Source organism: uncultured Flavobacterium sp., assembly GCF_951805225.1.
Lineage (GTDB): Bacteria > Bacteroidota > Bacteroidia > Flavobacteriales > Flavobacteriaceae > Flavobacterium.
The window spans coordinates 3,022,643-3,047,830 of record NZ_OX638201.1 but is presented as its reverse complement, the minus strand read 5'-3'; the positions used below and the strand labels follow the sequence as shown (position 1 = coordinate 3,047,830).

Below are 25,188 nucleotides of genomic sequence, written 5' to 3'. Positions count from 1 at the left end.
CAGTTTAGAATCTATAAAATTTCAAATAAATGCTTGGATTTCAATAATTAAACTTAATTGTATTACTGCAGATTTTAAAAATATATTTAGTTTAAAAATAGTAAGACTTTTAAAGACTTTATCAAACATTTTAACAGACTAATCTTATTTGTTTTCTTTAAATTTGAAATTCTTTATTGAATTTTTAAATATGATGACACGATTATCTTTCTTACTGTTTTTTCTTTTTTCTTTTAGCGTTTCTTCCCAGTCGACAAAAGAACTGATTGATAATTTAAATAGCATTAACGATCATCAGAAAAAAGCTGAACTGTGCCGTACAATTGCATTACGATTGAAAAAAACGGATTGGGACAGAGCCATAAAATACATAGAATTAGCCGAAACCGAAGCCAAAAATTCACAGGTTTCAGAAGATACTTTGGCGAATATTTATATTACAGCAGGAAAAATGTATTCTTCAAAAGAAGTATTAGATGTTGCTTTGCAATATTATCTAAAAGCCTATGATATTTACAAAAATACAGGGAATCTTGAGGAAGCTTCTAAACTCGAAAACAATCTTGCAATTATTTACGGACAAGGGAAAGATAAAGATAAAGCGCTAAAATATTTCTTAAAAGTATATCGCTATCAAAAATTAAAAAATGATCCGGTTAAGATTGTAAAAGTTTTAAATAATATAGGAACTACATATTTAAGCGTAAATGTAGATTCGTCTTTGTATTACTTTCACAAAGCTTATTTAATAAATAAGACTATAAAAGATGATGTTTTAAAAGTCTATGTTGCTACCAATTTAGCTCGGGCTTATGTTTTAAAAAATGACAATAAAAATGCAGATTATTATTTTGATCAGGCATTTTCTTTGGCAAAAGATCCCGTTGATCGTTTAATACAAGCTTTTGTTTATGAATCTTATTCGAATTATAAGTTAAAAGAGAAAAATTATGATGCCGTAATTTTCAATGCAAAAAAAGCTTTGGAATTATCTAAAGAAAATGAATATAGTCTTTCGGGTTTAAACCTCAATAAAATGCTTTATGAAGTTTACATAAGTAAAGAAGATTATAAAAATGCAGTCTATTATTTCCAGAAATACAATACAATAAATGACAGTATTCATGTCGAAGAAAAGGCAATAAACCTGGAAAAAATAAAATTAGAGCAGGATTATAAAGTACGCGCTCAGATAAAAACAATTAACGAAGAAAAGAAGCGATTTAAATATTATGTAATTGGATTAATATTGATCGTTGGAATATTGATTTTAATTATTTTCCTGATAAAATTCCGAAACAAGAATATTAAAAGTCAGCTTGAAAAAGAGAAATTAAAAACCAAAATGCAGGCTTTAAACCAAAATCTTGATGCTAAAAATAAGGTTTTGATAGGAAAGGCAATGGCCGAAATACATCGTACAGATACTATTAATGAAATTTTGACGGATCTTAAAAGTATAAAACTAAAAACTGTTAATAAAGAAATGCAGCAAGCTATTGATATAGTTTTAAAGCGTTTAGAAAAGAATTTGAATACTGATATCTGGCAAGAATTTGAAATAAGTTTTGAGCAGGTTCATCAATCTTTTTTCGACAAATTATCAGAAGATTATCCTTCTCTTACTCCAAAAGACCGAAGATTATGTGCCCTTTTATATTTGGATTTAACTACAAAAGAAATTTCCCAAATTACAGGACAATCATTTAAAGCCATCGAAAATGCACGAACAAGACTCCGCAAAAAGTTCGATTTGACAAATGAAAAAGTAAACCTCTCTACATATCTAAACACAATTTAAGTTAATTAATTGTAAAGTAATAAACCAAACTAATGATCTGATTTAGTTTGGTTTATTTTTTTTTGAGTGCTTTTTGGGTGGAGCTTTTCTGCCTGAGAGTGTTTTTGCTATAGTCCTTTTTTTCGAAAACAAAAACGTCCATTCTACATTTACGACATCGATTAGTTATCTGGTCGAGCGTAAATAAATTATAATGAATCGGAAGAAAAAAGATGTTCCTCCTAAAAGTTTAGAGCAACTTTTAGAAGAAACGAAAACAAAAAGGGAAACCCTGTTAAAAATACTGGAGAAAATAACAAAGGAAGATCCTAAAGATCAAAAACCGAATTGATTTTTAGAAAACATTTTTCTGGTTTAGCTATGAATCAACGAAGTGTATTGCTATTAACTAAGCACACTATATATTAATTTTTAAATTTAGAACAATGAATCAAATTTACTTTAAAACCAAGTATTTGTTTGTTTTACTGGGTTTCTTTGTCTGTTCCGTGGGAATGGCGCAGTCACCTTTGCCAAACAAAAAAACGGGTAATGCGAAAACGGAACTTGAAGAACCAGTCGCAAAGCAAACAAAAGATCAAGTTTATAATAAAACCAATGATCCAAATTTCAGTAATGATCCTTATGGTCTTTTAACCCAAAAAGAAGAAAAGAGAACGGGCAAAGAACTTTCTGAAGCAGAAAGTAAAGCAGTGCTGAAACAATCACAACAAAGCCAAAATTTATTTTCACAGAAAGTAACGAGTACAACTGCGAAAACTACCGCACAAGATTCGGTTAGTACAAAAGTGAGATCTTTTGCAAAATCTTCCGCTTTGACGGCAAAAAATATTTTTGAAGTTAAAAAAGGAGAATTTGATTTAGCTGCAACTGATAAAATGCAATTAAAATCAATCTCTGATAATAATGGCAGAACCGTAGCAACTTATCAGCAATTGCATAATTCTGTGCCGGTGGAAGGAGCGATTTATAAGGTTAGAGAAAATAAAACCAAGATAGATGCATTTGGTTCTACAGCAAAGAAATTAACTGCAAGCAGCAACTATAAAATAAATGCAGCTACAGCTCTGGAAAATGCACTAAAAACGGTAAATGCGAAGCAATATATTTGGGAAAGTAAAAAATTAGGCGCTGCGCTTAATAAAAATATAAGTACAAAACCGCAAGGCGAATTGGTTTATGTTGGACCTAATTTTGCAGCGGAATTAAAGGATTATTACTTGGCTTGGAAATTTGATATCTATGCAACTAATCCGCAATCAAGCCAGACGATTTATGTCGATGCAAATACAGGAAAAGTAATTTTGACTATCAATTTAAGTAGAGATTCAAGCTTTACAGGTCAAAGTATAGGTAAGGGTAAAGCACGTTATTCCGGAGAAGTAGAATTCAATACGAAGCAATATGCTGATGGATTCAGATTGGAAGCTTTGCAAGGAAAATACAATGTGCCAATTTATACCTGGAATATGAATCACGCTAATCAGGCTGCTGATGAGGTGATTACAGAATTTATCGATGAAGATAATATTTGGAATGAATTGCATAACAAGAATAATGATGAGGTTGCCTTGGATATTCATTGGGGTATGCAAAGAACAATCGACTATTATGAGGAAAAATTTAACCGAAATAGTGTCGATAACAAAGGAATGCAAATTATTGGTCTTGCGCATTTAGGGAATAATGTCGAAAATGCTTCATGGACTGGTGGATGGGCACAATTTGGAGATGGTTACGATACGCCTTATGTTGGTTTAGGAATTACGGCACACGAGTTAACACACGCTGTAACACAATTTTCTGCTGGGTTAATCTACCGCGGAGAATCTGGAGCAATGAATGAATCTTTCAGTGATATCTTTGGTATATCTGTTGAATTTTATGTTGGAAAAGACAAAAAAGAAGACATTTGGATGCTGGGTAACGAATTGTATACACACGGCAGTATGAGAAGCATGTCTAACCCGAAAGCTCAAGGTCAGCCTGACACTTACGGAGGAGTAAACTGGGTGAATCCACTAGCGACTACTTACGACAATGGAGGTGTACACTTTAATAGCGGAATCACAAATTACTGGTTTTATCTTTTAAATGAAGGTGGACAAGGTATCAATGATCTTAAAAATAGTTACGATATTAAAGCTATTGGTCTTGCTAAAGCTGAGAAAATAGCCTACATAACGCTTACAGAGTATTTATCGCCTTCTTCAAACTTTAGCGATATGCGTCAGGCAACTCTAATGGCGACAGAAGATCTATACGGATTAGGTTCTGAGGAGTACAAACAAGTAACAAATGCCTGGTATGCTATTGGTGTTGGAGCGCCTTATTTGGATAAACAAATGGCAATTGTTTCGGTTGAAAAACCTGTTATAACTTGTGCTTCTTTAAAAGGAGATGAGCCTTTTTATGTTACCATTAAAAACACGGGAACTACTGTAATTAAAGCAAGTACTTTAAATTATAAATTGCGATTAATGACACCGGGTTTTGGTGGTAGATTAAATAGTATTTATACTAACGATGGCACTATTAATTTACCTAAAGATTTAGCGGTAGGTGAAGAAACGATTTTAAAGGTTCAGGACGACATTCCTTATGTTGTAAGTCCAACTATTTTAAATTATGTCGAAGTTAAATTTGATTTTAAACCTATTGAAGCGTTTGGTGGAAAAGACGGAATTTCCTTTGTGACCAACTTTGTGAATCCTCCTGTGGCACAAGATTTTGATCTTAAAGTTGTAGGATTAAATTTTCCTGCGTATTCAGGTGCGACATTATCAGCAAGCCATTCGTTAGCGGTTACGATCTCTAATTTGGGTTGTCAGGATATACCAGCGGGATCTCAATTGAAAATTGGATATCAGGATAAAGCTTCCGAAAATCAAACAATATGGAAAGATATTACACTGGATACGGCTTTAAAAGGCAAATCAGAAATAACAATTCCTTTTGGAACTACTATTGATTTATCTGCAACAGGATTACATACATATGAGGCTTTTGTAACTTATAGTGAGGATCTTGTAACCACTAATAATAGTACTATAAATGCTGTTTACAGCGGTGTTGTAAATCAATTCCCTTACAATCAAAGTTTTGAAGGAACGCCAGGAGGTTGGCATTCAGAGTCTTTGGCTACAAATCAAAAATTTATATGGCAGCCATCTGCTTATACCTTTAGAGATACCAATTCTAAATATTTATGGGCGACTACACAACTTGGTACTACTGATAGAATGGCTTTAAACGCTGATTTTACATTAGAATCACCAGTATTCGATTTTACCAATGTTGCTTTCCCTTATCTTGAGTTTGATATTATTTCATTGTTTCATAACGGATATGACGGATTAGTTGTTGAATATTCTGAAGATAACCAAAACTGGAAAAAAGTTACAGGTATCGATTATCCTTCTATTTTGCATTTTGATGATGAAGGAACTTTAAAAGGACCTTGGTTTACCGGAATTAATAATGATTTCAAGAAAAAACCTTTTGGAGTACGTTTAAATGACCTTGCAGGTAAAAAAGTAGCTATCCGTTTCCGTGTCGTTACAGATGATTATGCCGATGGATTTTTAGGAGCATTTCTGGATAATATTCACGTAGATAATGCGCCTTATGATTTAGTTCTTACTGAAGCAAAAGTAGATGCAGGTAGTTGTGTTATTGATAATACTAAGGCAAAAATAACGACTAAGATCATTAATAATTTTGCAACAACTTCTGAGCAAGTTAATGTGACAGTAAAAATCCTGGACAATGCAAATAATGAAGTTTTTTCAAAAACAGATAAAGTAACATTAGCATTTGCAAAATCTAGAGATACTATAACATATTCTATTCCGGATATTAATCTAAAAAACATTGGAGAGAATACCATTACGGTTTCTGTTTTTCCTGATGATGTGACTAAAGATATCAGACCAGACGATAATTCGTTCACATTAAAATATGATAATTGGAACAATGAAGATCTAAAAGTATCGGTACTTCCGTATACAATGGATTTTGAAGATGCGAGTAAATATAAAGGCTGGAGAACTTCTGAAAATAAAAATAGTTCAGGGTGGAGACATGGAACAATTAAGGAATTAAGTTCTCCAGGATTTTTCCTGACAGAGCATACACAGTTTATGGCAAGTAATGATGACCAATGTAATTGTGATGCATCAAACGATATGTTGATTTCTCCAGTATTTGATTTGACTAATTATAAAGAAGCGCACTTGTCATTTGATGGTTTTGGAGATGTTAAAAGACTTTCAGACGGATATGTAAAAGTGAGTACAGATGGAGGACAAACCTGGAATAGCGTATTTAAAGTGCCTTACGTTAACAATTGGATCGAATATCATGTAGATTTAACTGCATATGCAGGAAAACCTTGCGTTGTTGTTGCTTTTCAACATGATGATAATGGATTATTTGCCGATGGTTTTGCTGTAGATAATATTAAGATAAAAGAAACAGCAGATTATTTGAAGCTGTCTAATTTAAGCGTAGCCCAAACGGTTTATGAAGATGCGCCTTCACATGAATTTTTAGTAACAGCAAAGAATGCATCGTATGGCAATATTGATAAAGTTAAAATCGAATATCAAATTAGCAAAAATGGTGTTGCCGTTGGTGAACCAGTTGTTTTAGAAAGAAAAGGAGAGATATTAGAATATCAGGGACTTGTTTATAGAATAAATGGTATTCCGCAATTAGCAGCAGGAAATTATGAAATTAGCGTAAAATTATTTGCAGACGGACAACCAAGAGAATTGGCAGAAAGTATTAAAGGAACTTTTGAAGTTATTGCAAAAGCACCAAATTTTGATGCCGAAACTTTTTCTACTGTAACAGAAGGATCTTTGTTTGGAACAAAAGGATTTGTTTCAGGTCAAAGTGATAGAGATTTTGCATGGAAAGTAGTTACTAAACCTGATAATAAGAATTTATTTATTCCAAACAAAGATCATACTGGAGATAGTGCTGCAAAGATGCTTTACCATCCGCTTGAAAATGGGTTTACTTATGGAGAATTAATATTTCCTATGAATAAGTTAGCCGAAACTACGACTGCTATTGAATTTTATTATGCAATTGATAGTAACACCAATAATTTTTTTGCTGTAGATGTGAAAACCGTTGGAGGCGAATGGACTGAAGTATGGAGAGCTACTAAACAAGGAAATTATGCGGATAAAGAATGGCAAAAAGGAACCGCTAATTTAAATAAATATGCAGGAAAATCTGTAATGTTGAGGTTTAGACATTCTTTGGTACAAGGATATTCTTATATGGTAGTAGATGATTTAAAAGTCATCAATCAGCCTGTGTATGACATATCAATGCAAATTTTATCACCAAAAGATATATGTGGCGGAACTGATTTTAAAGTTAAATTAACCAATCAGGGACAACTTGCAATTGCAGCAAATGCAGTTCAGTTAGATTTAGAATATGTAAACACGCTTGAAACTATTTCTGAATCTGTTGAAACAGCAATTCCTGTTGGAGAAAGCATCGAGTATATTTTCAAAAAACAACCTAAACTTGATTTAAGCGGCGATTCACATGTCTTTAATATTAGTGCTAAATTGGAAAATAATCCAATTCAACAAAACAATGAGATAAAGAATTATATCTATCAGGAAGTAACATCAGATTTTAAAATATTTGATAACTCATCAATTCACGGATACGCAGGTAAAACTTTATACATTGATGCCTTAACTAATTTTAATGCCAAAAAACTAGGAGTTGCTTCATACACATGGAGTACAGGTGAAGTTTCTCACGGTATCGAAATAGACAAAGCAGGAGATTATATCGTAACTGTAGTCTTGAGAAACGGATGTACACTTACTGAAAAAATCACGGCAACATTTGACACTTTTGAATCTGATTTAGAAAGTGGAGCTATTTGTGGTCCTGAAGTTGTTTTAAATCCTGGAAACTACAAATCTTACGAATGGTTTGATGGTTCAACAAAACCAACTTATACTACAAAAGAAAGTGGTGATTATTTCGTAACGGTTTATAATGAAAACGGAATTGGTAAAACTTTAAGTACGACCATTTCAATTCTTGAAAACAATATTGTACCGGAAATTCAGGTTGTAGGCGAGAAAAAACTAACAGCTTCAGTTGATGCAGCTTCGTATCAATGGTTTTTGAATGATAGAGCTATTCCAAATGCAACTGAAAAATCGATTATTGCAATTTGGGAAGGAAGTTATAGTCTTCAAATAACTAATGATAACGGTTGTAACAGAATTTCGACGCCATTTGATTCAAAAGGTATGTTGCTTGGAAAAATTACAAATGCGTTTAGAGTATTCCCTAATCCGGCAGTTGATAATGTAAACATCTTTTTAGGTGAAAAAATTGAAGGAGCTACAGAAATCAAAATTTACGCTATGGATGGAAAAGCAGTATGGAATAAAACTTATACAAATATTCCGTCAACTATAAATCTAAGCGGCATAACTCCTGGGATTTATGTGTTAGAATGTGTTATAAAAGATAAAAAATATACAGCCAAGGTTATTAAAAAATAACAAAATACAGAATAGAAAAAGGTAACTCTCCTTTGTGGGAGTTACCATTCTTAAAACAAATTAGATATACATATGAAAAAATCAATGCTCATTATATGCACACTATTTTTTGGTGTGACTGTTATGGCCCAAACCCAAAAAGTTAAACTAGGTGTAAAAGCAGGTTTAAATTTGGCAAGCCTTAATTTTGATGAAAGCGAACTAAACTCATCAAACAAAACAGGATTTACGGCAGGGTTTATGGTCGAAATTCCAATGGCGAAAAACTTTTCGCTTCAACCGGAATTGTTGTACAGTCAGCAAGGATCGAAAACTTCTTTTTCTGATAAAGACGTAACCAATTCGCATTATAAAAGTACAATAGACCTGAATTACCTGAATATTCCTGTAATGCTGAAATATTACGTATTCGAAGGATTAAGCATACAAGCAGGACCTCAAATAGGAATACTTTTAAAGGCAAATAATAAATATCAGGATAATTTTTTAGGATATGAAAATCACGAAAGTTTCAATCTGAAAGATTATTCAACAGGTATTGATACTTCTGTAAATTTTGGATTGGGTTATCAATTTAAAGATAAATTCTATACAGACGCAAGATATAACATTTCGTATTCGAATGCTTTCAAAGAAGGAGATGCAAATCACTTCATTAATAATGATATGAAAAACCGAGTTTTTCAAATAACAATTGGTTACTTTTTTTAATTTTTTGTAGGTTTTTAAAACCACTCTATGCCAGAGTGGTTTTATTTTGTTTTACAGATAATTAAAATAAACAGATAAGTTTTAAAGTTCATTTTTAGTTAGCTGTTTAGATATTTTTAGAAATAAAAAAAGGAAGATATATTTAAATATCTTCCTTTTTTTTGTGGAGTCGCCGGGAATCGAACCCGGGTCCAAACAAGCAACTAAAGAGCTTTCTACACGTTTATTTCCTGATTGAATTTTCGATGTTAAGCTAGGTCAGGAACAACCACTCAACACTTATCTTCTTAATTTCGAAATCCACCCGAAGCTCATGGAAATCTAGGTCTATTTTTACGGTTCCCCTGTACTGACCGCCACAAACCAAGGCTTTCAAGGAGAATCCAGCTTCCCTATCTTATAGGGACGTGGCTAATCTTACTATAATTCGGATTATGCAGCTAAAGCGTAGTTATTTTCGCCGTGTAAAATTGTAAGATCTTATATTTACGAGCAAGGTCTCAATGCTCGACGTGCTTACTTTTCAATTCGACTTGCTGTCAAAACCAGTCGACCCCAAAAATGAGTTTGCAAATTTATACTATTTGAAGTTACTGTGGTAATAAAATTTACAGAAAAATTAGAAAGTCAAAAGTCAAAAGTTGTAAAGTTTTTAAAGTCACATACTTATTTTATTTTTACTTGTTTTATTTTCAGCCAATAGGCTTATTTTAAAAAGTACAAAGTAAATATTAGTAACTGTTTTAAAGCTTTATGACTTTTGACTTTCGACTTTTGACTATAGTTTTATTCTTCGTCTTTAAAATTAAAAGGATAATCACCAAAAATTGGCGCCAGTTTACGAACAGCATAAGTGTTTCTGGTCATCTTGTTAGATAATGCAATAATGGTCACATGCTCTTTCATCAATGGAATATAAGATGAGGTATTTCCGTGCCACCATCCATTGTGGAAATAATAATTTTGTCCGGTTTCCCAATTAATCATTCTAATTCCTAAACCGTAATTTTTAGTTCCTTTTCGTTCGTTACTGTTACCGGTATAAACTTCTTTTAATAAAGCCGGTTTCAAAAAGTCAGGTGAATTTCTGGCTCTGTCAAATTTCAAAAGATCTCTAACTGTAGAGAAAATGTTTTTGTCTCCATAAACATTGTCCAAATAATCAAAACCAATTTCTGCGCCATTACCTTTATATGAAGGAACAATTGTTTTGCGATCTTTATCATCGTCAAAAACATAAGTATTTGTCATTCCCAAAGGTTTAAAAATCATTTGAGACATTGCTTCTTTATATTTCAAACCAGTAATTTTTTCGATTATAAGTGCAAGCATCGCATAATTGGTATTGCAATAACCAAAACGAGTTCCAGTTTTTGACTCTAATCCAATATTTTTTGTTGCTAAAATATCTAAAATATCTTGATTGGTAAGTTGATTATGTCTATCCCAAACCGATTTGTCATGATCTGTGAAATAAGCATAATTACGCATTCCGCTTCGGTGACTTAACAACATTCTAACAGTACAATCTTCGTACGGAAATGTTTTTAAAATCGTATTTACCTTTTGATCCAAATCAATTTTGCCGGCATTAACCAGTTTTAAAACCGCTGTTGCAGTAAGAACTTTACTCACAGAAGCAATTTGAACAGGTGTATTGGCAGTTATTTTAGTTCCTTCATTTTTATTAGCATAACCATTATAGCGCTCAAAAATAATTTGGCCATTTCTGGCAACCAAAAAACTTCCGTTCATACTATTGTTTGGCCAGTTTTTGTTATAAAAGTGATTTATTCTTCCGGCTACTGAATTTATATAGGCTTGTGAAATTCGTTTTTCAGGACCTAAAGGTTTCATTTTTGGTAAAGTATCTTCTATTGTTGAAGCTTTGTCAACACTCGTTTTTTTATCTTTTCCGCACGAACTTAAAACTAAAATTAGAATAAGTATTTGTGCTATATTTGTTCTCTTAAGGAAATTCATTTGCATCATTCTTGAAAAACAAATATATCGAATTCAATATTTATGTTTTGATATTTTTAGTTCGCTAAAAAGAAGTTTTTAACATAAAATTAACTTGATTTTTATTTAGTCGATTGTTAACCAGCTTTTAACGGTTTTTAAAGATTCTAAATTGTATTTTGACAACAAAACTTTAACGAAAATTGTTATATTTGAAACAAATAAGATGTAAAAAGTTATATTAATAATTACTTCAAACCTATTTAAATGAAATTTGGAATCATAAAAGAAAGAAAAAGCCCACCAGATCGTCGAGTTGTTTTTGCTCCGGGCGAATTGGCAAAACTTAAACAAACGTATCATGATGCTGTTGTTGAGGTAGAAAGTTCAGATATCAGAATTTTTTCAGACCTTCAATATAAAAGTATGGGCATTACCGTTACAGAAGATGTTTCTGGTTGTGATGTTTTATTTGGTGTAAAAGAAGTTCCTGTAGAAAATTTAATTCCAAATAAAGCTTATTTTTTCTTTTCTCATACCATTAAAAAGCAACCTTATAATAGAAAATTGCTACAAGCGATTTTAGAAAAAAATATCGATTTGTATGATCATGAAACTATTGTTGATGCAGAAAATCGACGTTTAATTGGTTTTGGAAAATATGCTGGAATGGTTGGTGTTTACAACGGAATTCGTGCTTTTGGAATAAAATTTGAATTATTTAAATTGCCAAAAGCAGAAACTCTTGCAGGTAAAGACGATTTAATTAAGCATTTGAAGCGCATTACAATGCCAGCTTTGAAGTTCGTAATTACAGGAACTGGAAAGGTTGGGAGCGGAGCTAAAGAAATTCTGGATGCTATTAAAATAAAAGAAATTACGGTTGAGAATTATCTAACTAAAAATTACACACAAGCTGTTTATGTGCAATTAGATGTTTTAGAATATAATAAGCGTATCGATGGCGAGGTTTTAGATTTTAATGATTTTATTGCGCATCCTGAAGCTTATGTTTCTGATTTCGAAAAATTTACTAAGGTCACAGATATTTATTTTGCAGGTCATTTTTATGCAAGTGGAGCTCCAATGATTTTGACAAAAGAAATGCTTAATGCAAATGATTGTAAACTTAAAGTTGTAGCTGATATTTCGTGCGATGTAAACGGTCCAATTGCCTGTACTTTGCGTTCTTCGACAATTGCAGAACCTTTATATGGTTATTTTCCTTTGGAAGATAAAGAAGTGGATGTTTTTCACCCTGCAGCTGTTGTTGTAATGGCAGTTGATAATTTGCCATGCGAAATTCCGAAAGATGCAAGCGAAGGTTTTGGAGAGCAATTTATGGAACACGTAATTCCTGCTTTCTTTAATAATGATAAAGACGGAATCCTAAAACGCGCAAAAATAACTGAAAACGGAAAGTTAACACCAAGATTTGCCTATTTGCAAGATTACGTAGACGGTAAATAATTTTTAATTGTTAGTTATTGATTGTTAATTGTTAATGATTAATTGTAAAGAGATGCTTTGTGTTTCTTTATAGACTAAAGTTTATAAACTATTATTTTTTTTGTCAAAGCAAAGCCAAAGGCATATTTAGATATAAAAATAAAAAGCCGTGCAAAGTAAAATTGCACGGCTTTTTTATGATTAATAATCAATAATTTATAATTAACAATTAATTTAAACCATTTCCTCGGGTTTTACCCAGGCATCAAAATCTTCGTGAGTTACATAACCCAAACGAACGGCTTCGTCTTTTAGAGTAGTTCCGTTTTTGTGTGCTGTTTGTGCAATTTCGGCGGCTTTATAATAACCAATTTTTGTATTTAGAGCGGTAACTAACATCAATGAATTGTCTACAAGTTCTTTTATTCGTTTGTAGTTTGGTTCGATTCCTTGCGCGCAATGCTCGTCGAAAGAAATACAAGCGTCGCCTAAAAGTCTTGCTGATTGTAAAAAGTTTGCAGCCATTACAGGTTTGAAGACATTTAGTTCATAATGTCCTTGCATTCCGCCAACGGCAATTGCCATATCGTTTCCTATTACTTGTGCACAAACCATTGTTAAGGCTTCGCATTGTGTTGGGTTTACTTTTCCGGGCATGATTGATGATCCTGGTTCGTTTTCCGGAATATGGATTTCGCCAATTCCTGAACGAGGTCCGGAAGCTAACATTCTCACATCATTTGCAATTTTATTCAGTGAAACCGCCAGTTGTTTCAAAGCTCCATGTGTTTCTACAATTGCATCGTGAGCAGCGAGAGCTTCAAATTTATTCTCGGCTGTAATGAAAGGATGATTCGTGAATTTCGCAATATACTCAGCAACTTTTACATCGTATCCTTTTGGAGTATTTAATCCGGTTCCTACTGCGGTTCCGCCTAAAGCAATTTCTGATAAGTGAGCTAAAGTATTTTTAAGCGCTTTTAATCCGAATGATAATTGAGCAGCATATCCAGAAATTTCCTGTCCTAATGTTAATGGTGTTGCATCCATAAGATGCGTACGTCCAATTTTGACAACATCTTTAAATTCTGTTGCTTTTTTAACTAAGGTCGCGTGTAATTTTTCGACACCGGGAATTGTGGTTTCAACAATCATTTTGTAAGCTGCGATATGCATTCCGGTTGGGAAAGTGTCGTTTGATGATTGTGATTTATTAACGTCATCGTTTGCTTTGATAAATTGTTCGCCTTCGCCAATATTAAAGCCTTTTAGAACTTGTGCACGATTGGCAATAACTTCATTAACGTTCATATTACTTTGCGTTCCTGAACCGGTTTGCCAGATTACAAGCGGAAATTCGTCGTTTAATTGTCCGGCAAGAATCTCGTCGCAAACGGCTGCGATTGCATCACGTTTTTCGATTGGTAAAACGCCTAAATCATAGTTTGCATAAGCGGCAGCTTTTTTAAGATAAGCAAAACCTTCGATGATTTCGTGTGGCATTGATGCCGATGGTCCGATTTTGAAATTATTTCGGGAACGTTCTGTTTGTGCTCCCCAATATTTATCGGCTGGAACCTGAACTTCTCCCATCGTATCTTTCTCTATTCTGTATTTCATGTTGTTATTTGTAAAAGGTTATATGTGATTTGTTAAATGTTGTGGTGAATGGGACGCGGATGACGCTGATTTACTTCGTAAAGACGCTGATTAAAACTGATATTTTTTTTTATGATTGAATCTTCTTATGAAAATGGTTGCCCTAGCCCTGATGGAAGCGGCATCCTTTTATGGCGGGGTTCGCCATAAAAGATATAGTGTACAGCAGGAAATAGCTCCCGAAAACACTTATCTTCTTCTGTTTTAGATTGTTTGATTATAAGGGAATTAATCATGTCAAAAAAAGCTTATTTAAAATGAGTTTAAATATACGGATTATTGTGATTTTATAAAAATTGATTTGGATTTTATTGCTAACGAAAAATATAAAACTTACATTTGTCCTTACATTCAAAAATTCCGGAAAACATGTTTGAATTTTCACAGTACTTAGGCTTTTTACTTTTCTTGACCATACTAACTATAGGGTTTTGGTTGATGTTTTTCTTAGTTGGTTTCGTATCTTATTGGGTTACGGGAGCAAGCTGGGAAATGTTCAAAGAGAAAAGAGCAAAAAAGAGACAAGAAGAGCAATCAATTTAATTTTAAATTGACTTCAATAAGAAAGGACCCGTTTATACGAGTCCTTTTTTTTTTTGGTTTAATGATTTTTGTATCAAGATGAAAAAACTTAAAGCTGATAAAATAAAGGGATAAATTTTACCGCAAAGTACGCAAGGTTTTGTCTTATTATTATAACCGCAAAGTTCGCAAAGCTTTATCAATTAAAGCTTTGCGAACTTTGCGGTTAAATTTACGTTTAGTTTTTAACTTATATTATCCTGGATAATCTCCTCCGCCATCATTTCCTTCATTTTTAGGCGCTGTATTTTTATCTCGATCGCTTTTGGCTTTGTTAAAACGATATGTAAACGATAAGTTGAATTGACGTCTACGGAATTGCATTTCACTATAGGCATTTTGGCTTTCGTGTGTCACATCATTTTCAAGATAAGTGTAAGACTTCATGATTCTTGAGTTGAAAATGTCACTAATATTGAAAGCTATTGTTGCTTTGTCTTTTAAAACATCTTTGCTAAACGCCGTATTCATACCAAACTGACCTAAGTTTTTACCTTGAGCTGTTTTTTGTTCACCATTATAAGTGCCACTTAATTGCCAGTCTATTTTGTATGGTAATGTTAATTTTGAGTTGATTCTCGCAAACCATGTATTAGCTTGGTTATCCAGATTTTGAACTACTGTATTTCCATTAAAATCGGTATATGTGTTATCTCCGGTAGTTTTTACGTTGTAAAAGTTGAAGTTACTGTTGATTCTCCATATTTTGAATGGTGTGTAATTCAGTGTAAACTCAAAACCAAATTTTTGCTCTCTTCCTAAGTTAATTGGTCGGCTTAAAATAACCGGAATTCCTTCTACTGGTTGGCCCGGCGTAGGAGTTATGACCTTGCCATCAGGAGTTACAACTTTACCTGTAGGAGTTCTCACGAAACTGAAAACGTCTTTTGTGTTTTCGAAATATGCTGAGGTGTTAAATGTTAATTTATCCCAACGTTTGATGTATCCAATGTCGAATTTATCTGTCAAAGATGGATCTAAGTCTGGATTCCCCTGAAAGATATTTACGTTACTTGAGTAGTTTGTCGCAGGATTCATGAAACGTCCTCTAGGTCTTGTCAAACGCTTGCTGTAACTTGCTGTAAAGTTGCTTTTATCTGAAATTTCATAGCTAACAAATGCACTTGGAAATAAATTGTTGTATTTTTTAGTGTTGAAATTGTTTGTATCTAACAAGTTTACTTGAATGTTAGTGTCTTCCCAACGCAACCCAAATAAATAAGAGAACTTGTTTACTTTGAAACCGTATTGCGTGTAAATTGCGTTTATGTTTTCCTTGTATTCTAAAGTATTTGAAAGATCCGGGTCTGGTTTACCGTCAATTCCTGTTATTACATATTTGTTGTTCAGGTCGCCAAAACTTCCTTTATATCCGGCTTCAAACTGACTTCCTTCGCCTAACGGCAATACATAATCTGCTTGTAATTGCACTTGTTTCTGAACCTGATCATTCAATGAAGTATTGAAATTTGGCGAAGCTGTAATGGTGCTATTACTATCGTCTGTATTTCTTGAAATAGATAAATCGGCAGTAAGTTTGTGTCCTTTATCGTTGAAGTTTTTGATTAAGTTTGACGTATATTCTACGTTTTCACTTCCGGTAACACCATCATTTAATCGGTATGAATTACCTGTAAAAGCATGTGCTGCGTCAAAATTACTATAAGTGATATAATCTCTTGTGTCGCCAGAATTCTTTTGGTAGTTAATGGCGTTTGTCCAGAAAGTATTTGGAGCAACAGTCCATTCTATACCAGCTCTTCCGTTAAATCCGTCAGAAGTTCTTTTAGTATCACGATCTTCGTCAAGATATCCTTTTGGAATTCCGTTTGCATCAAGATATTCAGTGTTCGTTAAACCTGCACCTTCACTTGTTCTGCGGTTGTAACCAAGAGTTGTGAAGTAGTTTAATTTTTCTGTTTTATAATTTAAATTTCCGCTTAAACCATACGTTTCAGGAAGTCCTGTTGAGGCAATGAAAGTTCCGTTTAAACCTTGATTTTTTCCTTTTTTAAGAATAATATTGATGATTCCAGATCCACCTTCGGCATCATAACGTGCTGATGGATTGGTAATAACTTCGACTTTGTCAATAGCATCAGCCGGAAGCTGACGTAAAGCTTCGGCAACATTGATTGCGTTTGAAGGTCTTCCGTCAATTAAGATTCGGATATTATCACTTCCTCTTAAACTTACGTTTCCTTCTGTATCAACAGAAACCGATGGTACATTGTCCAGAACGTCACTTACAGTTCCGCCTTTTACCATCATGTCCTGACCAACATTGTATACTTTTTTGTCTAATTTTATTTCTACTGTCGATTTTTCGGCACGAACGACAACTTCATTCAATTGTGCGGCATCTTCAGACAGGTTTACAACTCCTAAATTAGTATCTCCGGAAATGTTTTTTCCTTTGATTTCAGTTGCTTTAAACGAAATAAATTCAACTTTTATATCATAAGTTCCCGGAGCAACAGCAACCTCAAATTCCCCTTTTGGATTTGTGATTCCACCAGCAATAACTTTAGTGTCATTTGGAGCCATTAACGAAATTGTAGCGTATTCAAGAGGTTGTTTACTTACTTTTTCGAAAACTTTTCCGGTAACTTTTACTTTATTTTTACCAGCTGGAGGTTGTTGTGCATAGTTGTAAAAACTTGTCAAAAGGAATACAAGCAATACAGCGAATTTGATTTTTTTCATCGTTTTTTGGTTTCTTTTTCTTCTTAGATCGCAAATGTACCTTTTGGTTTAAAGACAAGAATCACAAAAAAATGTTAATATGGCTTTTTATAACTATTCTAAAAAAGCAGCAACATTATCTAAATCTCTTCCAATAATGGCTTTTCCGTCTTTGATTACAATTGGACGTTCGATCAAAATAGGATTATCGATCATTGCCTGAATGATTTCATCGTTTGTCAATTCTTTTCCTTTATAATTTTCGATCCAGATTTTTTCTTTTATTCGAACTAATTGAATCGGATCTAAATTTAATTTTCCAAGTAAATCTTTTAGTTCATTAAAAGTTGGAGTCTCTGTTAAATAAGGAATAATCTCATATTTTTGATTGGTTTGTTCGATAAATGCCAAACAATTTCTTGATTTTCCGCAACGTGGATTATGGTAAACTTGTATCATTTTATTATATTTAAGGTGTTCTAATTAAGTTAAAGTAAATTTTTGGTACTTTAGCAAGACCAAAAATAAGATTTACTTATTAATTTAAATATCTTTTAATGCTGGATTATTAAAGATATTATTTCTCATTTTTAAAATTTAGAATTTATGTTTTTAGAACAAGGAATTAAGCCTGAAAATGTTTTTTGGAAATATTTGATAGGATCAGTTTTTATTATTACGGCTTCATTCATCGGGCAGATTCCTTTTTCAATAGCGGTTTATTTTGGATATAATGGCAAAGACGCTTTTCCAACGAATAGTGATGCGGCTTTGAAAATTTTTGAGCCAAATCTAACATTGTTTTTGGTGATGATATCTTTTGCATTTGCCCTTGCCGGAGTTTGGTTTGTGGTAAAATATCTGCACCATCAAACGCTTTTGTCTGTCACAACTTCAAGAAAAAAAATAGATTGGAATCGTATTTTGTTTTCGTTCGGTTTATGGTCTTTCTTTTCTATCTTGAGTTTTTTATTTCTTTATTTTCAATCACCGGAGAATTTTGTTTGGAATTTTAAATTAGTTCCGTTCTTGATTTTGGTTGTGATTGGATCGATATTAATTCCTATTCAAACAAGTACCGAAGAATATGTTTTTAGAGGTTATTTGATGCAGGGATTTGCCAATTTGGCTCAAAATAGATGGTTTCCACTTATTATGACGTCATTTATATTTGGTTCAATGCATTGGTTTAATCCTGAAGTGACCAAAATGGGAAATATTATTATGATCTATTATATTGGAACGGGTTTGTTTTTAGGAATAATCACGCTTATGGATGAAGGAATGGAATTAGCTTTAGGATTTCATGCGGCAAACAATTTGATTGGAGCTTTGTTGGTTACATCAGATTGGTCGGTTTTTCAGACAAATTCGATCTTTAAAGATATGTCTGAGCCTTCAGCAGGTTTTGATGTGATTTTGCCAGTTGTAGTAGTTTACCCTATTTTGCTTTTTATTTTTAGTAAAAAATACAACTGGACCAATTGGAAAGAAAGATTAACGGGTGAAATAAATGTTTTACAATCAACAAATTAATAGTATAATGCCAAACTTAACACATAAAAATGTACATAATTATTTCAAGCTAAATGGTTATCATTTAAACGGAAAAGATTTATGTACGGTAGGATATAGTTACATCAAAGAAGGTGATGTTTATGAAAGAGCCATCGGTGAATTTTTGCTGGATTGGTTTGATGATAAAGATTATATCGAAATGACTACTTCGGGAACAACCGGACTTGCTAAATTAGTTCGTTTAGAAAAACAAGCGATGATTCAGTCTGCTTTAGCTACGGGAGATTTCTTTGGTTTAGAACCAGGAAATAAAGCTTTATTATGCTTGCCGGTTCAGTTTATTGCCGGAAAAATGATGCTGGTTCGAAGCTTGATTTTAGGTTTGGAGCTTGATGTTGTTTCGCCGAGTACAGAGCCACTAGCGAATAATTCGACAAAATATGATTTTGTAGCAATGGTGCCTTTGCAAGTTCAAAATTCAATTGAAGGTTTGAAAAATGTAAAGAAACTGATTATTGGTGGAGCCAAAATGGACAGTTCTCTTGAAGAGAAACTTTTACCATTAAAAACCGAAATCTACGAGACATACGGAATGACCGAAACTATTACGCATATTGCTGCCAAAAAAGTAGGCGATAGTGTATTTTCGATTTTGCCAAATGTAAAAATTGCTAAAGACGATCGCGATTGTTTAGTAATTACTATTGCTTCGATTTCTGATGAGCCAATTGTTACGAATGATCTTGTAGAATTAGTAAATGAGAATCAATTTATCTTCTTGGGAAGAATCGATAATGTAATTAATAGTGGAGGAGTGAAGCTGATTCCGGAGCAAATCGAAGCAAAGCTGATTGGAAAAATTGATGCCAGATTTTTTGTAACCGGAATTCCGGATACTGTTTTAGGCGAAAAATTAATTCTGGTTATCGAAGGTGAAAAACAAGAATTTGCATCTGACTTTTTTGATGTTCTTGGGAAATTTGAAAAACCAAAAGAAATTGTTTTTGTTCCAAAGTTTAAAGAGAACGAAAATGGGAAGTTATTGCGTAAGCCTAGCTTGGCGTAGGTTTTTACCATATAAGTGATATAAGTTCATTTAAAAGATAGTGGTGTAGTTCCTACGGAACAATCGTTCGCTTTTGTTATGGGTTTTTACCAATATTTAATCTCTACGAGATAATTTTCTTGTAGTGTTTTATATTTGAAAGTATAACATGAGTGCTATGTGGAATACTCCGCTAGGAGTTAAAGGTTGGTAGAAAAAAAAATAAAGACAAACAAAAAAAATGTCCCGTAGGGACTACACACTACGTTATGTTCGGACACAATACTTTAAATGAACTTATATAACTTATATGGTAAAGAATAAAAAATAAAAGCCTTTAGATTTAATTTTCTAAAGGCTTTCTTTTATTTTGATGTGTCTGAATTATTCAGCAATCACAGCATTTTTTCTTTCCAATAATGCCATGTAGAATCCGTCGAAACCAGATTCAGAAGCTAGAATTTTACGATCTTTAATGAATGTAAATTGTTTTCCGATTTCAGTTTTTAAGAACTTTTCTACTTGTTCTTGGTTTTCAGATGGTAAAACCGAACAAGTTGCATAAACCAATTTTCCACCTGGTTTTACAATTTTAGAATAGCTTTCTAAAACTTCAGCTTGTACTTTACGAATGTTATCAATAAATTCAGGTTGTAATTTCCATTTTGCATCAGGATTTCTTTTAAGAACTCCTAAACCACTACAAGGCGCATCAATTAAAACACGATCCGCTTTCTCGTGTAATTTTTTGATCACTTTTGTGGTGTCGATAATACGATATTCAATATTAAAAGCGCCATTTCTTTTTGCTCTTAATTTCAATTGTTTCAGTTTGCTTTCGTATAAATCCATTGCAATCAATTGTCCTTTGTTTTCCATCAAAGAAGCAATGTGCAACGTTTTTCCTCCGGCTCCGGCGCAAGTATCAACAACACGCATTCCTGGTTTTACATCAAGAAAACCGGCAACCAATTGTGAGTTTGCATCCTGAACTTCAAAAAGTCCTTGTTTAAAAGCGTCCGTCAAAAATACATTTGCTCTTTCTTTTAAAACTAAAGCTTCAGGCTGATCTTTCAAATATTCTGTTTCAATATTCAAATCCATCAACGTGTTTCTCAAACTTTCTTTAGTTCCTTTAAGAGTATTTGTTCTTAAAATAACTTTAGCAGGTTGGTTTTGAGCTGCAATTTCTGTCGACCAAACTTTTTCTCCTAATTCTTTTACACCCAATTCATCCATCCAATCCGGAATAGATTCTTTAAGAGCTCTGACTTTAGAAAGTTCGTCAAAACGTCCTTTAATTTTTCTTTCAGGAGTTCCTTCTAATTGTCTCCAATCGGGAATTGGATATCCTCTTAAAACTGCCCAAACTGCGAACATTCTCCATAAATTATCTCTATCGAAAGGTTCTTTTACTTCGGCAATTTCTGCATATAATCGTTTCCAACGAACAATTTCGTATATCGTTTCAGCAACAAACTTCCTGTCAGAACTTCCCCAACGTTTGTCTTTTTTTAAGGCTCTAGCTACCACTTTATCTGCATATTCTCCTTCATTGAAAATTGCATTTAAAGAATCGATGGTAGTATAAACTAAATTTCTGTGTAATCTCATTTTAATTATTTGAGTTGCAAAGGTACTATTAATTGATTGAAAGTTAAATTTTTAATTTTGATTGTTGATTTAACTTTCTTTAAAAAGAAAAAAAAACACTCTAATAAGTTTAAAAGAGTGTTTTTTGAATGTATTTGTAAATGCTTTATTTTATAATTCTGGTTAATCCGATGTTTTCCGGAGCGTGAAGCACCATTGGGAATTTCTCTATTTTAACCGAACTACTATCTAAACCAAAAGCTCTTTCTTCAGATAAACTCAGTTTCTTGATAAAGAAATAAGAGTTCATGATAATATTTTCGTGCCATCTTAAATCGTTATCATTTGATAAGAATTTCTCAGACAATACAAATTTGAAATCGCCAATAATATTGTTTTTGTTCAAAGATTCGTAACGGCTCGTAATATCTACTTCGCCACGTTTTACCATATCACGAATTACTTCTCTAAACATCAAATTGATTTTTGTAGGTTCTCTGAATCCTAAGTTAAAATCGATTCTGTAGATATCGTCTTTTGCAATTTCAGTAACTTTATATTGTGTTTTATAAGGTTCTGTAAGAATGTTTACGTGTACAAACCAGTAAATATCAGCTCTTTTTGGACGCTTTTGTAAAATCGAATAAATAACTTTTTCCTCCAGTTCATCAACACGATTTGCATTGGTCATATAAACCAAATGTGTTGCATATTTCGGGATAGATAAGTCTTCGCTTAACTCCATTAATACTTTTTTATAATCGTCAATTTTGATGATTTTAGTATAGCTTTTGTTGATTTTCTTAGCTAAATACCAAATCGTCATAATCGAAATCAAAAGTATTGCAATGATTAATGTTACGTAACCACCTTCGGCAAACTTTGTAATATTTGCAAACAAGAAACTGAACTCAATCAATAAATAAATAGTGATAAGCGGAACCATTAAATACAGTTTTACTCTTTTCATTATTAAATAATAATTAAGTAAAATCGTAGTCATGATCATACACAAAATGATTGCAAGACCATAAGCGTGCTCCATATTTCCTGATTTCTGAAAGTGTAAAACAATTCCAACACAACCAAAGAATAATAACCAGTTAATTGACGGAATATATAATTGTCCTTTTACTTCAGTAGGATATTTGATTTTTACTTTCGGCCAGAAATTCAAACGCATTGCTTCGTTGATCAAAGTAAATGATCCACTGATAAGCGCTTGAGAAGCAATTACGGCAGCAAGAGTTGCAACTACGATTCCAAATGGTAAAAACCAATGTGGCATAATCAGGTAAAATGGATTTCCATTTTCTCCACCTAATTGTTGCAATGTGCTTCCTTCGTGGTGAATTAAATAAGCAGCCTGACCAAAGTAGTTTAATACTAAAGTAGTTTTTACAAAAATCCAGCTAATTCTAATGTTTTTTCTTCCGCAGTGTCCCATGTCTGAGTACAAAGCTTCAGCTCCTGTTGTACATAAAAAGACAAAACCAAGAACGAAAAATCCATCAGGATGTATCGATAATAAATGATAAGCGTAGTAAGGATTAATCGCTTTTACAACCTCAGGATGACTCATAATTTGAAGAGCACCCAATGTTCCCAACATGGCAAACCAGATTAACATCATTGGTGCGAAAAACTTACCAACTAGTTTAGTTCCAAATTGTTGAATGGTGAATAAAACAAATAAAATCCCGATAACAATATAGACAATTGTCTCAGTTTCCATCGTTGGATAGAAAGCTCTAATACCTTCTACAGCAGATGAAATTGAGATTGGCGGCGTTATAATTCCGTCCGCAAGTAAGGCGCTTCCTCCAATAATGGCGGGCACAATGAGCCACTGAATCTTTGTTTTTTTAACTAAAGCATAAAGAGCAAAAATTCCACCTTCACCATGATTGTCGGCACTTAAGGTAATAAGTACGTACTTAATTGTAGTTTGTAAAGTCAATGTCCAGAAAACACAAGAAATACCACCTAAAACAATATCGGCATTAATTGCATAATCGCCAAGTATGGCTTTCATTACATATAACGGAGAAGTACCAATATCTCCATAAATAATTCCCAATGTTATCAATAAACCCCCTATAGACAACTTACTATGTAAGTTTTTATGCGATGCGCTCATGTATGTTTTTATAAAAGACGGTTGCAAATTTACTGTTTTAAAACAAATTAGCATCAATTATAATTAAAAAGATAAAAAAAAGCACAATCGTTAAATTGTGCTTTTGATTTTTATCTGAAAATGCGATTTTAATATTAACCTCTTCTTCCGCCATAGCTTCTGTTGCTTGATCCGCTTTCACGTTGAGGTTGACTGCCTCTTGATTCCTGGCTTGCTCTCGGAGCTTCAGAACGTTGTGTGTTTTGAGGCGCTTGTTGTCTCTGTTGAGGCGCTTGTTGTCTCGGTTCACTTGCTCTGTTATCAGAATAACTTCTTGGAGATTCTGTTCTTTGTGGAGTCGAAACTCTGCTAGTATTTGCATTATTTTGAGAATCTCCTCTGTTATAACCTCCGTTATTTTGACCGTAATCTCTTCTGTTATTTGTATTATCAACTCTTACTGGATTGTTTACAGTTGCAGAATTATCTCTGTTTGCAGTATTTACACGATTTGTGTTGTAGCTTCTGTCAGAGTTTGTTCTGTCTACTCTTACAGGATTGTTTACAGTTGCAGAGTTGTCTCTGTTTGTTGTACTTACACGGTTTGTGTTGTAACTTCTGTCTGAGTTTGTTCTGTAGTCAGTATAATTTCTGTTTGGAGTAGAAACTCTTCCAGAATTAGATCTGTCTGTGTTGTATGTATTTTGAGTTCTGTTATAATCTCTGCTTGCAACACGTCTTTGGTCAAGATCATATCTGTTAGAAACATTCGCGTGTCTTTGAGAAAAACCGTAGTCAGGACGTCTTGTTTCGTAACCATAACTACGTCTTGATTGGTATAAAACCGGCGCAACATAACTTCTTCTTGTGCTTACATAATTGTAATGATTGTTTACGTTGATACACACATTGATGTTGTTTCTATATCTGTAAATTGGGTAAGGTCTCCATGCTGCATAATAAGTTGGATACACATTCCATCCCCAAGTGGAATAATATGGTCTGTAATTTGTAACCCAAAATGAGCTATAAATTACCGGAGCAACGCTGTAAACCGGCTCATAAATATAGTTGTCTCCGTACAAGTAAGTATTACCAACAACCTGAACGCTAACTTTGTTATAATTATCTCTTTCTACATCAATTGTAGCAACGTCTTGATAAACATCGCGATCAAGAACTGCTTGAATAATTACAACGTGCGTTCTGTTTTCTACTGATTCAATAACTCTTAAATAATCAACTTCATTGTCGTCATTTAAGTCAAGATTTGAAATTTGATATTTTGGATCGTTCAAACGTCTTTCAAAATCCTGAAGATTCGCTGATTCTCCAAACATAGAAGCAACCGCTCTTAAATCTAAGTTGTCACTGATGTCTGAATTTTTTGCATAAACAGTAGTTTGGCTTTGTGCTTTACAAGAACTGAAACCTATTGCTATAATAGCTATTAAAAGTAATTTCGTTTTCATGGCAAAATCATATTAAGATTGATATTTTGTAGATA

The 25,188-nt window shown here is 33.1% G+C and carries 13 protein-coding genes and 1 other RNA gene; 6 read left to right on the top strand and 8 right to left on the bottom strand.

Going from position 1 to position 25,188, the window contains the following annotated elements; all coding sequences use genetic code 11:
- Window positions 1–190 precede the first annotated feature (190 nt).
- From WN975_RS12140 to WN975_RS12130, 3 genes are all read left to right on the top strand, one after another.
- The gene (locus WN975_RS12140; protein ID WP_337966760.1) at window positions 191–1,801 is read left to right on the top strand and encodes a hypothetical protein; all 1,611 of its coding nucleotides are present in this window, start codon (window positions 191–193) and stop codon (window positions 1,799–1,801) included.
- A gap of 425 nt (window positions 1,802–2,226) precedes the next feature.
- Window positions 2,227–8,358 carry a M4 family metallopeptidase gene (locus WN975_RS12135; RefSeq protein ID WP_337966759.1) on the top strand — a complete coding sequence of 2,044 codons (6,132 nt, stop codon included), beginning with the start codon at window positions 2,227–2,229 and terminating at the stop codon, window positions 8,356–8,358.
- Window positions 8,359–8,430: 72 nt separating this feature from the next.
- On the top strand, window positions 8,431–9,069 hold the full coding sequence (locus tag WN975_RS12130; RefSeq protein WP_337966758.1) for a porin family protein: 639 nt from the start codon (window positions 8,431–8,433) through the stop codon (window positions 9,067–9,069).
- Window positions 9,070–9,230: 161 nt separating this feature from the next.
- Here WN975_RS12130 and ssrA read toward each other — a convergent pair.
- Both ssrA and WN975_RS12120 read right to left on the bottom strand, forming a co-directional pair.
- Window positions 9,231–9,626: a transfer-messenger RNA gene (ssrA, locus tag WN975_RS12125) on the bottom strand.
- A gap of 229 nt (window positions 9,627–9,855) precedes the next feature.
- A complete protein-coding gene (locus tag WN975_RS12120; RefSeq protein WP_337968986.1) occupies window positions 9,856–11,058 on the bottom strand; it encodes a serine hydrolase domain-containing protein in 1,203 nt (400 codons plus the stop codon).
- Between the two features lie 240 nt (window positions 11,059–11,298).
- Here WN975_RS12120 and WN975_RS12115 point away from each other — a divergent pair, with 240 nt between their 5' ends.
- Window positions 11,299–12,501 (top strand): NAD(P)-dependent oxidoreductase, encoded by a 1,203-nt coding sequence (locus WN975_RS12115; RefSeq protein WP_337966757.1) that lies wholly within the window; start codon window positions 11,299–11,301, stop codon window positions 12,499–12,501.
- 213 nt (window positions 12,502–12,714) lie between these two features.
- On the opposite strand, the gene fumC is transcribed toward WN975_RS12115, so the two are convergent.
- From fumC to arsC, 3 genes are all read right to left on the bottom strand, one after another.
- On the bottom strand, window positions 12,715–14,100 hold the full coding sequence (gene fumC / locus WN975_RS12110) for a class II fumarate hydratase (protein ID WP_337966756.1): 1,386 nt from the start codon (window positions 14,098–14,100) through the stop codon (window positions 12,715–12,717).
- An 816-nt stretch (window positions 14,101–14,916) separates the two neighbouring features.
- Window positions 14,917–17,427: a TonB-dependent receptor gene (locus WN975_RS12105; protein WP_337966755.1), complete on the bottom strand. Its 2,511-nt coding sequence runs from the start codon at window positions 17,425–17,427 to the stop codon at window positions 14,917–14,919.
- A 93-nt stretch (window positions 17,428–17,520) separates the two neighbouring features.
- Window positions 17,521–17,865: an arsenate reductase (glutaredoxin) gene (arsC, locus tag WN975_RS12100; RefSeq protein ID WP_337966754.1), complete on the bottom strand. Its 345-nt coding sequence runs from the start codon at window positions 17,863–17,865 to the stop codon at window positions 17,521–17,523.
- A 147-nt stretch (window positions 17,866–18,012) separates the two neighbouring features.
- Here arsC and WN975_RS12095 point away from each other — a divergent pair, with 147 nt between their 5' ends.
- Both WN975_RS12095 and WN975_RS12090 read left to right on the top strand, forming a co-directional pair.
- Window positions 18,013–18,942 carry a CPBP family intramembrane metalloprotease gene (locus WN975_RS12095; RefSeq protein ID WP_337966753.1) on the top strand — a complete coding sequence of 310 codons (930 nt, stop codon included), beginning with the start codon at window positions 18,013–18,015 and terminating at the stop codon, window positions 18,940–18,942.
- Between the two features lie 7 nt (window positions 18,943–18,949).
- Window positions 18,950–19,990: an AMP-binding protein gene (locus WN975_RS12090; protein WP_337966752.1), complete on the top strand. Its 1,041-nt coding sequence runs from the start codon at window positions 18,950–18,952 to the stop codon at window positions 19,988–19,990.
- Between the two features lie 363 nt (window positions 19,991–20,353).
- On the opposite strand, the gene WN975_RS12085 is transcribed toward WN975_RS12090, so the two are convergent.
- The 3 genes from WN975_RS12085 to WN975_RS12075 all read right to left on the bottom strand — a co-directional run bounded on the left by WN975_RS12085 (window position 20,354) and on the right by WN975_RS12075 (window position 25,153).
- Entirely contained in the window at window positions 20,354–21,583 is a 1,230-nt protein-coding gene (locus tag WN975_RS12085; RefSeq protein WP_099708903.1) for a methyltransferase domain-containing protein, read from the bottom strand.
- 145 nt (window positions 21,584–21,728) lie between these two features.
- Window positions 21,729–23,702 (bottom strand): KUP/HAK/KT family potassium transporter, encoded by a 1,974-nt coding sequence (locus WN975_RS12080; RefSeq protein ID WP_121329465.1) that lies wholly within the window; start codon window positions 23,700–23,702, stop codon window positions 21,729–21,731.
- Between the two features lie 134 nt (window positions 23,703–23,836).
- A complete protein-coding gene (locus tag WN975_RS12075; RefSeq protein ID WP_337966751.1) occupies window positions 23,837–25,153 on the bottom strand; it encodes a hypothetical protein in 1,317 nt (438 codons plus the stop codon).
- Between the last annotated feature and the right edge of the window lie 35 nt (window positions 25,154–25,188).